At 41.6% G+C, this 14,158-nt stretch carries 12 protein-coding genes and 1 tRNA gene; 9 read left to right on the top strand and 4 right to left on the bottom strand.

Translation table 11 applies throughout. From position 1 onward, the window contains the following. Nucleotides 1-46: 46 nt before the first annotated feature. A complete protein-coding gene (locus tag NCWK1_RS23285; RefSeq protein WP_103126344.1) occupies nt 47-1,555 on the bottom strand; it encodes a UbiD family decarboxylase in 1,509 nt (502 codons plus the stop codon). A 406-nt stretch (nt 1,556-1,961) separates the two neighbouring features. Between NCWK1_RS23285 and clpS the strand changes: the two genes are divergently transcribed. Together clpS and NCWK1_RS23275 are read left to right on the top strand one after the other, a co-directional pair. Further along, the gene (gene clpS / locus NCWK1_RS23280) at nt 1,962-2,288 is read left to right on the top strand and encodes an ATP-dependent Clp protease adapter ClpS (protein WP_096582678.1); all 327 of its coding nucleotides are present in this window, start codon (nt 1,962-1,964) and stop codon (nt 2,286-2,288) included. 5 nt (nt 2,289-2,293) lie between these two features. Continuing rightward, the gene (locus NCWK1_RS23275; protein WP_103126343.1) at nt 2,294-2,626 is read left to right on the top strand and encodes a DUF2103 domain-containing protein; all 333 of its coding nucleotides are present in this window, start codon (nt 2,294-2,296) and stop codon (nt 2,624-2,626) included. 58 nt (nt 2,627-2,684) lie between these two features. Here the strand turns inward: NCWK1_RS23275 and NCWK1_RS23270 are convergent, their stop codons facing one another. Together NCWK1_RS23270 and NCWK1_RS23265 are read right to left on the bottom strand one after the other, a co-directional pair. Beyond that, entirely contained in the window at nt 2,685-3,005 is a 321-nt protein-coding gene (locus NCWK1_RS23270) for a hypothetical protein (RefSeq protein ID WP_187308222.1), read from the bottom strand. Nucleotides 3,006-3,429: 424 nt separating this feature from the next. Further along, the gene (locus NCWK1_RS23265) at nt 3,430-5,766 is read right to left on the bottom strand and encodes an IMS domain-containing protein (protein WP_103126342.1); all 2,337 of its coding nucleotides are present in this window, start codon (nt 5,764-5,766) and stop codon (nt 3,430-3,432) included. An 883-nt stretch (nt 5,767-6,649) separates the two neighbouring features. On the opposite strand from NCWK1_RS23265, the gene pdhA reads away from it, so the two are divergent. From pdhA to NCWK1_RS23230, 7 genes are all read left to right on the top strand, one after another. Next, nucleotides 6,650-7,684: a pyruvate dehydrogenase (acetyl-transferring) E1 component subunit alpha gene (gene pdhA / locus NCWK1_RS23260; RefSeq protein WP_096582670.1), complete on the top strand. Its 1,035-nt coding sequence runs from the start codon at nt 6,650-6,652 to the stop codon at nt 7,682-7,684. 105 nt (nt 7,685-7,789) lie between these two features. Beyond that, on the top strand, nt 7,790-8,659 hold the full coding sequence (locus tag NCWK1_RS23255; RefSeq protein ID WP_103126341.1) for an aldose epimerase family protein: 870 nt from the start codon (nt 7,790-7,792) through the stop codon (nt 8,657-8,659). 62 nt (nt 8,660-8,721) lie between these two features. Then, nucleotides 8,722-8,793 (top strand) — tRNA-Lys (locus NCWK1_RS23250). A gap of 229 nt (nt 8,794-9,022) precedes the next feature. Then, nucleotides 9,023-9,712, top strand: a complete 690-nt coding sequence (locus tag NCWK1_RS23245) for a Uma2 family endonuclease (protein WP_103126340.1) — start codon at nt 9,023-9,025, stop codon at nt 9,710-9,712. A 299-nt stretch (nt 9,713-10,011) separates the two neighbouring features. Next, nucleotides 10,012-11,091 (top strand): class II fructose-bisphosphate aldolase, encoded by a 1,080-nt coding sequence (fba, locus tag NCWK1_RS23240; protein WP_015111178.1) that lies wholly within the window; start codon nt 10,012-10,014, stop codon nt 11,089-11,091. Between the two features lie 511 nt (nt 11,092-11,602). Continuing rightward, nucleotides 11,603-13,075: an IS66 family transposase gene (gene tnpC / locus NCWK1_RS23235; RefSeq protein WP_103125739.1), complete on the top strand. Its 1,473-nt coding sequence runs from the start codon at nt 11,603-11,605 to the stop codon at nt 13,073-13,075. 243 nt (nt 13,076-13,318) lie between these two features. Continuing rightward, nucleotides 13,319-13,531, top strand: coding sequence for a helix-turn-helix domain-containing protein (locus NCWK1_RS23230; RefSeq protein WP_103126339.1), 213 nt, complete (start codon nt 13,319-13,321; stop codon nt 13,529-13,531). Between the two features lie 5 nt (nt 13,532-13,536). On the opposite strand, the gene NCWK1_RS23225 is transcribed toward NCWK1_RS23230, so the two are convergent. After that, nucleotides 13,537-14,124 (bottom strand): DUF1877 family protein, encoded by a 588-nt coding sequence (locus NCWK1_RS23225; protein WP_103126338.1) that lies wholly within the window; start codon nt 14,122-14,124, stop codon nt 13,537-13,539. Nucleotides 14,125-14,158 lie beyond the last annotated feature (34 nt).

Below are 14,158 nucleotides of genomic sequence, written 5' to 3'. Positions count from 1 at the left end.
CTGAATAAGGTAGGAAAATACAGTATTATCTTTTATTTCCTAAAACTCATTTCATGTCATAACCAAATAAGTTAGGATCAACTTCTCCTAACTGTAAATCTCCTAAACCATATTCTGCCCATTTTCTTTCTACCATTGCAGCAATATCTGGAGCTGATTCTAGTGGTGCGCCCCATTCATGTTCGGTTTCTGGGGGAATTTTGGTAGTTGCATCAATTCCCATCCGTCCACCTAAACCAATTTTTTCACTGGCAAAATCTAAAGTATCAAAGGGTGTATTTGGCAGAATAAACACATCACGGGTGGGGTCAACTTTAGAACTGATTGCCCAAACAACTTGTCGGGGGTCGCGGATATTGATATCTTTATCAACGACAATCACAAATTTGGTGTAGGTAAATTGTGGTAAAGCACTCCAAAAGGCTAAAGCGGCGCGGCGTGCTTGTCCGGGATAGGCTTTATCAATGGAAATAATTGCGGCTTTGTAACTCAAAGCTTCCATTGGCAAGAAAAAATCGACAATCTCTGAGACTTGTTGGCGTAGAATTGGGGTATATATACGATTAAGTGCGATCGCCATCATCGCTTCTTCTTTGGGTGGACGACCGCTAAATGTGGTTAAATAAATCGGGTCTTTGCGGTGCGTCATACACTGGAAACGAATTAAAGGGGAGTCTTCCACACCGCCGTAATAACCCATGTGGTCGCCAAAAGGCCCGTCTGGTAAAACTTCCCCTGGGGTAATTGTCCCTTCTAAAACAAATTCAGAATCAGCCGGAACTTCTAAATCAACAGTTTTACACTTTGCCAACTGCACACCAGAACCACCATATAACCCAGCAAATAACCATTCTGATAAATCGACTGGAATGGGTGTAGCAGCTGCCATGATAATTAGTGGATCAACACCAAGGGCGATCGCTATCTCTAATTTCTTCCCACGTTCTGCCGCTTTTCGCAAGTGTCTCGCCCCACCCCGCACTGATAACCAATGAACTGTCATGGTATTTTTAGATTGCAGTTGCAAACGATAAACACCCACATTAGGCGTACCTGTCTCGCAATCTTTGGTAATTACCAACCCCAAGGTGATAATCTTGCCAGCATCACCAGGATAAGGACGAATCAAGGGTAAAGTATTTAAATCCAAATCATCGCCTTGAATTACCACTTGCTGACAAGCGGGAAAAAAGTCTCTTCCGGGTTTGGCTTTGATAACATCAAACAGCACTTTACCAAAATCTATCGCCTGCGAAATCTTTTTCGGCGGTTTTGGTTGCTGTAGCATACTCAGCTTTTTCCCCAGAGTTTCTAACTCCTGCGGATGCTGCATATTCATCGACCAGCATATTCTTTCCACAGTCCCCAGCAAATTCACCGCCACCGGGAAAGAAGCACCTTTGACATTTTCAAACAACAACCCCGGCCCGCCTTTTTGCAGCATCCGGTTAGAAATCTCCGCAATTTCTAATTCTGGGTCAACTAAGGCAGAAATCCGCCGTAATTGCCCTCTTTCTTCTAAAATTTTGATGAATCCCCGCAAATCTCTCGCCATTGTTCTAATAAAACTAAATAGTTAAGAAGTATGAAGCGCCTGTTTAATATTATGAGGTATTGTTCGCTTTATGATCTTGCCATCATTGGGGCAGTCGGGAACCTATTCCCTTTTTCCAAGAGTTAACTAATTGATTGACTTTTCTTAACCCTGTTGTCTCAGCAATTTGGTTATTCTAACTAAGGATAGGCATTATTAATTACAAATAAGCTCTACCCTTCAAACATGGCGAGATATAGATTTTTATCTCCTAGCAGGCGGTTTGTGATGTGCTACCTGCTAGGTTTATCTATTTTTGGTTAACAGTCCAGAGTCAACAGCTTAAAAGACAACGTTTCATACGTTCTATGGACTAAACTATTTATTTATAATGTAGTTTTGTAAAATCCTGGTAGCTAACTGTCTTATGCTTACAAGACTTTCAGCAGCTGTGTACGGGATGGGTACCGCACCAACTGTTACGCCTGAACGGTCTAGTCAAACTATTAGTAAACCGTATCCTAATTACAAAGTTATCGTTTTAAACGATGACTTCAATACTTTTCAACATGTCGCTGAGTGTTTGATGAAGTATATCCCGAATATGACCAGCGATCGCGCTTGGGATTTAACTAATCAGATACATTACGAAGGACAAGCGATCGTCTGGGTAGGGCCGCAAGAACCAGCAGAATTGTACCACCAACAGCTGCGACGAGCCGGTTTAACAATGGCTCCCCTAGAAGCAGCTTAGTTATCATGGATAAATCTCAGCCAGATTCCCAAAAACCCAATAACCGCAAAGATGGCAGACTAGTCTGGAATCACTCTACCCATCTTCCCGGTCTTATCCGTATTTTAGAACTTCTCTGTCAGCAAGATGGCATTTATACTGTTACCCCAGGCGTAATTGGCAGGGTGAGAGGTCATAGTCCGAAAATGCAATTGCGTATATCTGTACCAATTCGCGGCGGTTATAAAGTCATCGCTAGACAAGGTAAAACTGTACAAGAGGTGTTCATCCTGACTAGTTTAGTCCAGGATGAACTACAAACCGCGATTGCGATCGCCATGAAACATAAATCAACTTAAAAGTTACTAGTCCGTTTGTGTCTAGTTGATTCCATTTCACACTTCATACTTGATCTGGCTATTCTTCAACTCTATGTACTGCAAATTTATGTAGCGGTAAACTCAAAATACAAGAAAAAGTTAAAAAATATGACAGTGCTGTTGTGATTTTCAAAGAAACCATTACAGATTCCCAATCAGGTAAAATTACTTTTTCTAACGCAAAAGCAACACAGTATACGAGCCAGTAAGAAAAACTCATTCTAAATAAAATCTTCTCTGTTTCTTCTATGTCATCTTTTGGTTGCTTACCATCCCAAAGCATTACTAAACCAAGAATACAAGCACCAAATGAGACAGCAACTACAAATTCATGACACAAAAAATTCATCGACTGCATTTGCCTCGATCCCAATATTTTCCGATTGAGATTCAGTCTAAAGGAATATTCCTTTCAGTTACACAAAATATTTACAAACTGCAATAAGCTCTGGGATTAATGTTACAAACTGCAAATATTTTCATCTCAGTTAACTAAACTAAATATACAGATATAGCGGTAGTCAGATATGTTAGGAAAATTTGAAAGCTTGAATACCAGGAATAATCACACCTTTCCTTCTGCCTTCTGCCTCCTGCCTCCTGCTATAGCAATTTTATGGAATTGATAAAATTTCCGTAAAGGACGTAAACAGCAAACAAATTTTTTTGCTATTAAGCAACAGATTGCTAGATGTTTGTATACATCTCTACAACAGTTGTGATCAATCTGGCGACCTAACCTAGTGCAGAATTCATTCACACTTAATTAAGTTTAAATGGCATTAAAAGCTCATACTAATTTGATTCACAACATACATACTTTGAATTCGCCACGTACCTTCTCGGCGAATTAAATCATAGCGAACCCGCAAACTTTCGTTAGAAGACTTTTTCTTCTGAGCGTTTTCATAAAACTGTGTTGCTTCTTTGACAGTAGCTAAAACGACGGCGCGATTTGGGTCTAAGTCATTTTTAGTCACAAATTCTACTTTAACGCTGTGGTCGTACCTGCGATAGCGGTTATCGGCTCTATCTTGCTGGGCAATTAATCGCCATTGAGATAGAGATGAACCAGTCAAAATGCCGTTTAAACTGTCAACATCATGGTTTGGGCCTAAAGCTATAGCTTTGGTAGAAAGCCAAGTCTGAATCACTTCTTCGGCTGTTTGATCTGTTAAAGGGCCATCCGGTGGGAGTACATCGCTATAGCCGTTAGGAATTTCTACAGGTGGTTGATTGAGTTGGATGGCTAAAGGTTGACCTTCCACACCGGGACGGGGGAAAAAGATATCTTTTAACCAACCAAAGGTTGTGGACACTATTAACCAGAAGACTAATATTCCCGCCAAGGAAGCAAATACCGTCCAGACTAATCTGGTTTTCCTATCTAGACTGCTGCTGACTGTACGCCGTTGCCGCGTCGGGCGATCGCGATTATTATCTAACCTATGTTCTCGGTTAACAGGTTGACTAGGAGGCTTACGCCGTCTGCGTTTTTGGGTAGGACGAGGTGTAGCAGTTTTACCATTGAGATTATGGCTGGTTGTGCTGCTGGTTCTTTCTGGTGGCGTAAACGATGCTAAAGGTATTTCTGGCGGTTGATGATGATTAGCTGTTGGTGGTGCAGGTGGTGGATTCGTTCTAGGCAGCGACGACGAATTAGAATAATCAGGTACTTTATAATTACTTGGTTCTGGTAAATCCAGGTCAGGAATTTTTCCGTGATTCTGGCGAGAATTTCCCACAGAATGATTTTGTGGATGCTGATTATGAGACTGTGGAGAAGCAAAAGGTTGGCGATTAATTACACCCCACTCGTTGCTAGTTTCCGCATCAGTTGGTAGTGCTTCTAAATAAGCCTGCACTTGGGGGTTGGCAAAGTAATCTTTGAGCGCCGCTGGCTGTCTTGACAGATCACGAAAATGGGGAAAAACTTCATTTTGTAACCATTGTTCACCATACAGACACAGCCCCGGTAACAAATCAGGAGAGTCCTGGGATTTTTCCCGAATAAAAGCTAAGGCTTCATACTCTTGGCTCATTTCCAAAACACGGGTTGCTTCTTCGGTTTGACCCAACAATAGCGCACAGAGTGACTGTTCTAGATGTACATCTTGGCGCTTGCCCAAATACATCAACATTTGTCTTGCTTGACGAATTAGGGCTGGTTGACGTTGAGCAAATCCTCTAGCAATCAAAGCATAAACTGCTAAATAAGTGGCTACAGCAGATGGACGCTTACTTTCAGCTTCAAATAGCTTGTGTTGTTCGGCGACTGTTAAGTAGTGGCGGATTTGTTGAATAAATCGCAAAAAGTCATCTATACTTAAGCCCGATTGATCGTTGTTAGTTCCATCAATACCGCTACGATCTTCCAGGATGCTTTGCAACAATTCCAAGCCTTGGTGGCGTTGTACAGTCTTTTCTAAAGGTAGTGCGAGTAATTCTAAAACCCGATAAGGACGCAATTTATAGAGATCAGCTTGGATTTCTGCCTGCACACTCGCAAATATCCCTTCACTGGCCAGCATTTCTAGCCCAGATTCTAGAGACACTGCGGCATTTTCGTAATAACCTTGTTGCCACTGTTCCCGGCCTAATTCTAGGCAAGCCAAAGCTACAGTCAAGACAATGTCAGGATGGTCACTAGTTGCGAGAAAATCTTCTTCAAGGAGATTGGTGCCGATTTTGGCAGAGGTGACACTATGATTAGCTAGATATGTTTTACCTAGTTTGAGTACAAGCTCGTATTCCCCTAGCTCTTGCAAGATTAATAACGCACCAACTAATTCCTGTTGGGGAATTTCAATACTAAGACCTTGGCTATCAAGATCACGATTAGTCTCTGTGCGTTTGCCTGCTGTAACTGTAGCTGTAGCAGTGCCATCAGGATCATAAGCGTGGGACAGATAAAGCTGATCGTAACTGCTACGTTCTTTCGGATTGGATAAAACCACGTAAGCTGTTTCTATAAATTGTTTACGAGAAGCAATTGCTGCTTGAGAATACTCCCGTCGCGGCAATTGTACAATGCGATCGCTATACGCTTGTCGCAACTGTTCCTCACTTGCCGCTAACGGTAGTCCTAAAATTCGGTAGTAATCTAGCGGAATTCGCACAGCCTACTTCCCCTGCACCGTGATCAACATAACCCACCTAGAGCATTCCAGGCCTGTAAAACCGTGCCATAATATTACGGTGAATAATACCGTGCCGGACTTACACTATAAGTGTATAGTGCAACAATTAATTTTGTTCCCCCTGAAATTTTGAGACACATTTTATTACTATTAATTTGACTTCGCCTAGGTCAGAGGGAAACTTTGTCTTAATTCTTAGTATTTACTTGTGTATAACTGCTATCAGCCATGAGACACAGCAAAACTGTATTGCGATGGTTAATCATACTAGTCATACCTAACTTATAAGCTTATCTGCTTGACTTTTACGTAAGTGTTTGCCCTGGCTATGCGGTGATAATAGTAATACTGCTAATGGTAGATGTTAATAATATCAAGGAATAAAATGTTACCATGCTTAAATCTTAATGACAACTATTTCGCAAGATAAATTCAGTTTCGATGTTTATTTGTGGGAAATTGTTAATAGATATGCAGAAACCGAGCTATCCTGATTGATAGCATTTCTCCAGGAGTTGGGACTGAAAATCCTCAAAGGGCAGCATCATGAGAGGTCAGACAATTTTGGATTTTAGATTCTAGATTTTGGATTGACCCCACGGATAAATCCTGGGGCTTTTACCATCAAAGAATAGAATCATTTTTATTTATTGCAGTTAGGGTGTAAAAATCGCCGATAGTGACTGATAAAGTGCCAAAATTAGACCCTTTGTTCCCTCTTTCCCCATAATTCTCCTTAGTGCATAAATTTTTAGTTTTGGTCTCTAGCACAACCTAGCTTAGACAAACCAGCAGATTTGTCACAAAGCGGCCTATTTAACATGGTAAATTTCAGTTTTACAACAGGGATACTAAAAAAATAATGGTTCAAGAACGGACGTTACCTAAATTTGATACTGCCAGCGCTCAAATCACCAAAGCAGAAGGCTTAATGCTTTACGAAGATATGGTGTTAGGACGCTTTTTTGAAGATAAATGTGCAGAAATGTACTACAGGGGCAAAATGTTTGGTTTTGTCCACCTATATAACGGTCAAGAAGCTGTTTCGTCTGGCGTTATCAAGGCAATGCGTCCGGGGGAAGATTTTGTTAGCAGTACCTACCGTGACCACGTTCACGCCCTAAGTGCAGGAGTTCCCGCCAGAGAAGTCATGGCGGAATTATTTGGCAAAGCTACAGGTTGTAGCAAAGGACGCGGCGGTTCCATGCACATGTTCTCTGCCGAACATGGCTTATTAGGTGGCTATGCCTTTGTCGCAGAAGGTATTCCGGTTGCAGCTGGCGCAGCTTTTCAAAGCAAATACCGCCGCGAAGTTTTGGGAGACCCAAAAGCTGACCAAGTAACCGCTTGCTTCTTTGGTGATGGTGCTGCTAACAACGGTCAGTTTTTTGAAACCTTGAATATGGCAGCCTTATGGAAACTGCCAATTCTTTTCGTGGTAGAAAATAATAAGTGGGCAATTGGGATGGCTCACGAACGGGCAACTTCCCAGCCAGAAATTTATAAGAAAGCCAGCGTATTTAACATGGTGGGTGTGGAAGTAGACGGGATGGATGTACTCGCAGTACATTCTGTTGCTCAAGAAGCCGTCGCCCGCGCCCGTGCTGGAGAAGGGCCAACATTAATTGAAGCCCTCACCTACCGCTTCCGTGGTCACTCCTTAGCAGACCCAGATGAATTACGCAGCAAAGCCGAAAAAGAATTTTGGTTCTCCCGTGACCCAATTAAGAAACTGGCTGCTTATATGGTGGAACAAAATTTGGCTAGTGAGACAGAACTCAAAGCCATTGACCAGAAGATTCAGGATGTCATTGATGAAGCTGTGAAGTTTGCCGAAAGTAGTCCTGAGCCTGATCCTAGCGAATTGTATCGCTTTATATTTGCAGAAGACGAGTAAATGTTAGAGAGTAAGGGTGAGCAGTAGGGGCTAGAGATGATTTATTTTTAGACTCCTCACTTCTCACTTCTCACTTCTCACTTCTCATCTCTAAGGAATAATCTTGTGCCGACAATTACCATTCAACAGCAACAGTACAAAACCTACATCCTTTCGGACGAAACCTCCGGTACTCAAATAGAAGTTGTACCAGAACGTGGTGGGATTATTACTGCTTGGCGTGTTCAAGGTCAAGAAATTTTCTATTTGGATAAAGAGCGCTTTACTCACCCTGATTTGAGTGTTAGGGGTGGTAATCCCATATTGTTTCCCATCTGTGGCAACTTACCAGATAACACCTATACTCACAACGGTCAGCAATACACTCTTAAACAGCATGGCTTTGCCCGTGACTTACCTTGGGAAGTTGAGGAAGTATCCGAGGACAATACAACTTATCTCAAAGTCCACTTAGTGAGTAACGAGCAAACCAAAGCTGTATACCCCTTTGATTTTCATTTGAGTTTCAGTTATAAAATCAACGGGAATACCTTAGAAATTCAGCAACATCTACATAACTCTTCTGCAACATCCATACCTTTTTCCACTGGGTTTCATCCTTACTTCCAAGCACCAGATAAAACACAGCTAGAGGTTCAAATTGCAAGTCACGAGTATCAAGACAACATAACCAAGGAAATCAGAACCTTTAACGGCAATTTTGATTTTAATTTAGATGAAATTGATGCTGCCTTTAAACGTTTAACTGCTAAATCAGCTACAGTCACCGACAATAGCCGTAGGTTAAAATTGACCTTAGATTACGGTAATGATTATCCGGTCGTAGTCTTTTGGACGGTCAAGGGGAAAGAATTCTATTGTCTAGAACCTTGGAGCGCTCCCCGCAACTCCCTCAACACAGGCGAAAACCTGACTGTGGTAGAACCAGGAGCCAGCTACACCGCATCTGTTAGACTCACTGCAAACTTTTTCTAAAAAACCTTTGCAATTCTACCGATGTTCGTGCTATGATGGCAAAGTTGCGAAAAGAAACGAAAGGGTCGCTAACTCAACGGTAGAGTACTCGGCTTTTAACCGATTAGTTCCGGGTTCGAATCCCGGGCGACCCATATAGAAAGAAAAAAGCTTGTTAAGACTTTTAAGTTGCAGCAAGTTTTTTTGTATGTGGGAATTTTTAACAGGCGATGTCTAGCGACAAGTCCCTACCTAACGGCTGTTCGCAACCGATACAAACCGCCAAGACTGCAAATACCTCACCGCTTTGTGTCTACGCACAAAACCTACAAGAAATATTCTCAATTCGGTAGGATAGGCATAAGCTCAACAACTACCGTTGTCATGGTAAAAACACCTCCGCAACATCGGACAATTCACCAATTAGAAAACGGCGACAAACTAACCCGCTATGAATTTGAGCGTCGCTACAACGCTACGCCTAACGTCAAAAAAGCCGAATTGATTGAAGGAATTGTATATATAATGCCTGCTGCGTTACGTTTTAGAAGTCACGGTCAACCACATGGTTGGATTCTCACATGGCTCGGTACTTATGAAGCCGCTACACCAGGTGTATGTTTGGGAGTTGAACCAACTGTGCGTCTAGACTTAGATAACGAACCTCAACCAGATGCAGTTCTGCTCATCGCACCAGAAGCAGGCGGTCAAACAAGGCTGAGTGAAGATGATTATATTGAAGGTGCGCCGGAGTTAATTATTGAAATTGCTGCTAGTAGTGTGGCTATTGAACTTCATGCTAAAAAACAGGCTTATCGCCGTAATGGTGTCAAAGAATATATCGTTTGGCAAGTGCTTGAGCAGAAATTGAGTTGGTTTTATTTGGAAAAAGGCGAATATTTGGAATTAGTACCTGATAATCATGGGATTCTACGAAGTCAGGTTTTTCCAGGTTTGTGGTTAGCAGTAACAGAGTTATTAGTTGGAAATATGCTGGCTGTGTTGAATGCTTTACAAGCAGGCTTGCAATCTCCTGAACACCAAGCGTTTGTTAAGAAGCTGGAATTGAAATGAGGTGTGTAGGCAAAGCCAGCCGCAGGCATCGCCTGTATATTTGTCTAAATAATCAGCAGTAGATTAATTACCTATCTGGACTACCACACTACCAAAGCAAATAACTGTAACGTAGCATACTTGACAGCAGTTTAGGTCAAAAATAGGTCATCTTGATGAGAGGTGGCGTAAACTTTTTCAACATAAGCACCCCACACTAGTTATAATTTCCTATAAGTTGAAAAAACTCTTAAGATTAGCGTAAAGATTACGCTTGTCTCATAACGACTAGTTGAAAATCATTATTAGGAGGACTATCTATGGCGCTTGTACCATTGCGGCTGCTCTTGGATCACGCGGCTGAGAACGGTTACGGCATCCCAGCTTTCAACGTTAACAATTTGGAGCAGATTCAGGCAATCCTGAAGGCTGCTGCCGAGACAGATAGCCCCGTAATTTTGCAAGCTTCTCGTGGCGCTCGTAATTATGCAGGTGAAAACTTCCTCCGCCACCTGATCTTGGCTGCGGTAGAAACCTATCCTGAGATTCCCATCGTCATGCACCAGGATCATGGTAATGCTCCTTCTACCTGCTACTCAGCAATCAAGAACAACTTCACCAGCGTCATGATGGATGGTTCCTTGGAAGCTGACGCTAAAACCCCTGCCAGCTTCGAGTACAACGTTAAAGTTACTAGCGAAGTTGTTAATGTAGCTCATGCTTTGGGCGTAAGTGTAGAAGGCGAACTTGGTTGCTTGGGTTCTCTAGAAACTGGCGCAGGTGAAGCTGAAGATGGACACGGTTTTGAAGGTACTCTTGACCATTCTCAACTGTTAACCGACCCCGATGAAGCTGTTAGCTTTGTAGAAGCCACCCAAGTAGATGCTTTGGCTGTAGCTATCGGTACAAGCCACGGTGCTTACAAGTTTACCCGCAAACCAACTGGCGAAATTTTGGCAATCAGCCGCATTGAAGAAATTCACCGCCGTCTACCTAACACCCACTTGGTAATGCACGGTTCTTCTTCCGTACCTGAAGATTTAATTGCTTTGATTAACGAGTACGGTGGTGCGATTCCTGAAACCTACGGTGTACCTGTAGAAGAAATTCAAAAAGGTATCAAGAGTGGTGTTCGTAAGGTGAACATCGACACCGACAACCGTTTGGCTATCACCGCTGCTGTGCGCGAAGCTTTAGCAAAAAATCCCAAGGAATTTGACCCCCGTCACTTCCTCAAGCCTTCTATTACATATATGCAGAAGGTTTGTGCAGAACGCTATGTACAATTCGGTACTGCTGGTAACGCAAGCAAGATTAAACAAGTTTCTCTAGAAACTTTTGCTGCTAAATATGCTAAAGGTGAATTGAACGCTATCAGCAAGGCTGCTGCTAAGGTTTAATTTAGCTAAAAATTTATAGGGGATACTTTTGTGTTTCCTTAAACTGAGGGTTTTAATATTAAAAATAAACCGGGAAACATAATAGTTTCTCGGTTTTTTGTTGAAATTAGAATAGGTGATAGGTTACAGGTGAAAGGCGACAGATTTAAAAGTCTTGTGCTGTCTAAATAAAGAACCACAGAGACGCATACTTCGACTTACCTCGACTTCTCCTGACGGAGACGCTGCGCGAACGCTCGGTACAAGTCGCTCAGTAACCAGAGGTTACGGAGGAATGAGAGGTTGAGAGAATTTTTGCTTGAGTTCTAAGACATTTACTCTACTAAAGTCCTTTCAATGTCTTATGCTATTTCTGGAACTGTTGAGTCAAAGACAATTACATGGTTGGCTTTGGGTAATAATCGCTGAAGAATTTGTCTATAAGCGTCTGCATCATGGCGAAGATGAAATCGTAAGGATTCAGGTGGCAGAGTATTGACAAAGGGGATACTTGAGTAGGAGTATCACAAATATGAACCAAAATCTGCCTCAAGAATTAGACCGAGAAAGCTTGAACCAGTTATCAAAAGAACAACTGGTAGAGATAATTCTTGAACAGAATAAGGTAATACGTGAATTACAGAAAACCATCTTACAACTACAGCAAGAAGTAGAACGTTTAAAGGTCAGCCGAGATTTAGATAGCTCGAATTCGTCGAAACCACCATCACAAGACATCCATAAAAAGAGCGAAAACAAAAAAGCTCCCCCACAAGAGGAATCAAATCAGCCAAAAAAGAAGCCAGGCGGTCAGCTAGGACATCAGGGAAAAACCCGTAAAGGCTTTGGCAGCGTAGACCGTTATGAAATCTTACGCCCTCTAAATTGTGATTACTGTGGTCAAAAAGCATTTGCGACCGTAGCCGTAAAGGTGGAAAAGCACTCAGTAGCGCAATTAGTAGAACGTCCCATAGAAATAGTGGAATATCAACGTCACACCTGCATCTGTGAGTGTTGTGGCAATTTACAAGCAGCGCAGTGGCCACAACACATTATTCCCGGACAAGATTTAGGGGTGAAATTACAGGCATTTTTAGGGTGGGCAAATAATTATGCACATATGCCCTATGAAAAACAACAAGAAATGCTTTGGGAATTGGGGCAAATTGATATAGGGCTGGGGACGTTAGTTGCAACCAATGAACGAATAACTGGGGCAATTAAACCGAGCGTCATTGAGTTAAGTAGTTGGGTAAAACAGACACAACCTAACATTCATGTAGATGAAACACCTTGGTCTGTCAAGGGAGTGAAAGAATGGTTGTGGGTAGTTGCCAATTCTGATTTCTGCCTGTTTACTGCGGCTGATACTCGTTCTAGAGCCGAACTAGAAACAATTTTAGGGGCTAAATATACAGGGGTACTCAGCAGTGATGATTTTAGCGTTTACAATGGCTATCAAGCTGTAGCCCAGCAGAAATGTTTAGCACATCTACGCCGTCACTTCAAAAAATTAATTCAGCTTCCAGGTCTTCACAACCAAGCCATTGGCGAAACGTTTGTTAATTTAATTGATGAAGCTTTTAGACATTACGCCCTATGGTTTGAGACTCTTGACTGTGCTAGTTACAATGATTGGGTCAATCAATTCAAATCCAAATTGCAACAAACACTCGATTGTTGGATTGACTTAGCAGGGGCTACAGCAGGCAAGCTTTTACGTTCTTTGCGTGATAAAGCACATCAATGGTGGTATTTTCTTGACTACCCTGAAGTTCCCCCTGATAACAATCAGGCTGAACGTTCGCTACGTTTGGCTGTCACGAAACGCAAAGTTAGTGGTGGTTCCCGTTCAATGGAGCGATTTAAAAACACTGCTAATTTGTTGACGGTGGTGCAGACTTGTCGCCGTCAAGGTAGGTCTGTTATTGATTTTTTTGCACAAGCTCTAATTGCTGACTCCAATAATACTCAGTCTCGCCCTTCTTTACTTCCGCAATATTAGACCTGAATCCTTACATGAAATCTAGCTACTACCATTCGTTGCATATTTGGTAGTTGTCGAATAATACACCAAGGATGGCTATTTGATTTTGGCTTTGAGGTTGGTATCATAGGTCAATACTGTCCCACTTTGTGGGATGTGTTAGGAATGGCGATCGCTCTCAAGTTTTCCAGGCAAGACGAGCGATCGCTTTTGATGTACACAGATATTATCGGGCGCGTATGCACCCTTGTCAACCATAAAATGGGTTACGTTAGGTTGCGAATTCGAGAACTTGCTCAACAGAAGGGTTGGACGCTAAAAGAAGTTGCTGAACGTTCTGGAGTCAACTACAACACAGTCAAAAGTTACGTTCAGCGTGATGTGTTAAATACTGTTGATTTAAGTGCAGTCTATAAAATAGCTCGTACTTTTGAAGTAACAATTGAAGATTTGATGGAATTAGTGGAAGAATAGGCTCATCAAAAGTAAATCAACAAATCATTCACTTTGTTTGCTGCATCTTGATAGTAATTAACCAGTTGTTCAAAATAGTCCAACATCCATTCAAACTCGGTTTCTGCATCTTCCCAATCAACTGCGTAAATGTCTGGTTTGGTTAAGATTCCTCTATCAAACCTAGCTCTAATATCAGCATTTGAAAATTTAGATAACGCTGCTGATATAGTTCTGACTTCTTCAGGAAGTAAATAACGTAAATATCCGTAACTGGAATATTCTGATTCTTTACCAATAGGTGCGCCACACAAAATAGCATTTATCGATGGCATATTATCTTCATCTGAAACTTCATTGACTAAAAATGGTAAATTTTCCATTTCTGTACTATTAGTGAGAATATAACTAATTAAATGCCATGACTTATCTAGTTCTAATACAAGTGTGTCATTTTGCTCAGACAAAACAGGAAAAGTATCTAATAAAGGAAGTAAAGCTTCAAAATTGTTTTCTTCATAATATGAAATAACAGTTTTTACCAGTTGTGGGTTTTCCTTGATCGCTTCTATAACTGATAAAGAAATTTGTTGTAGTTGTACTGTTATACTCATAATGATTTTACTTTTAAGTTAGAAGAATACCTTC

The organism is Nostoc cycadae WK-1 (genome assembly GCF_002897135.1).
GTDB lineage: Bacteria > Cyanobacteriota > Cyanobacteriia > Cyanobacteriales > Nostocaceae > Nostoc_B.
Note: the sequence above shows the minus strand (reverse complement) of the source record. Positions and strands in the feature narration are given on the sequence as shown.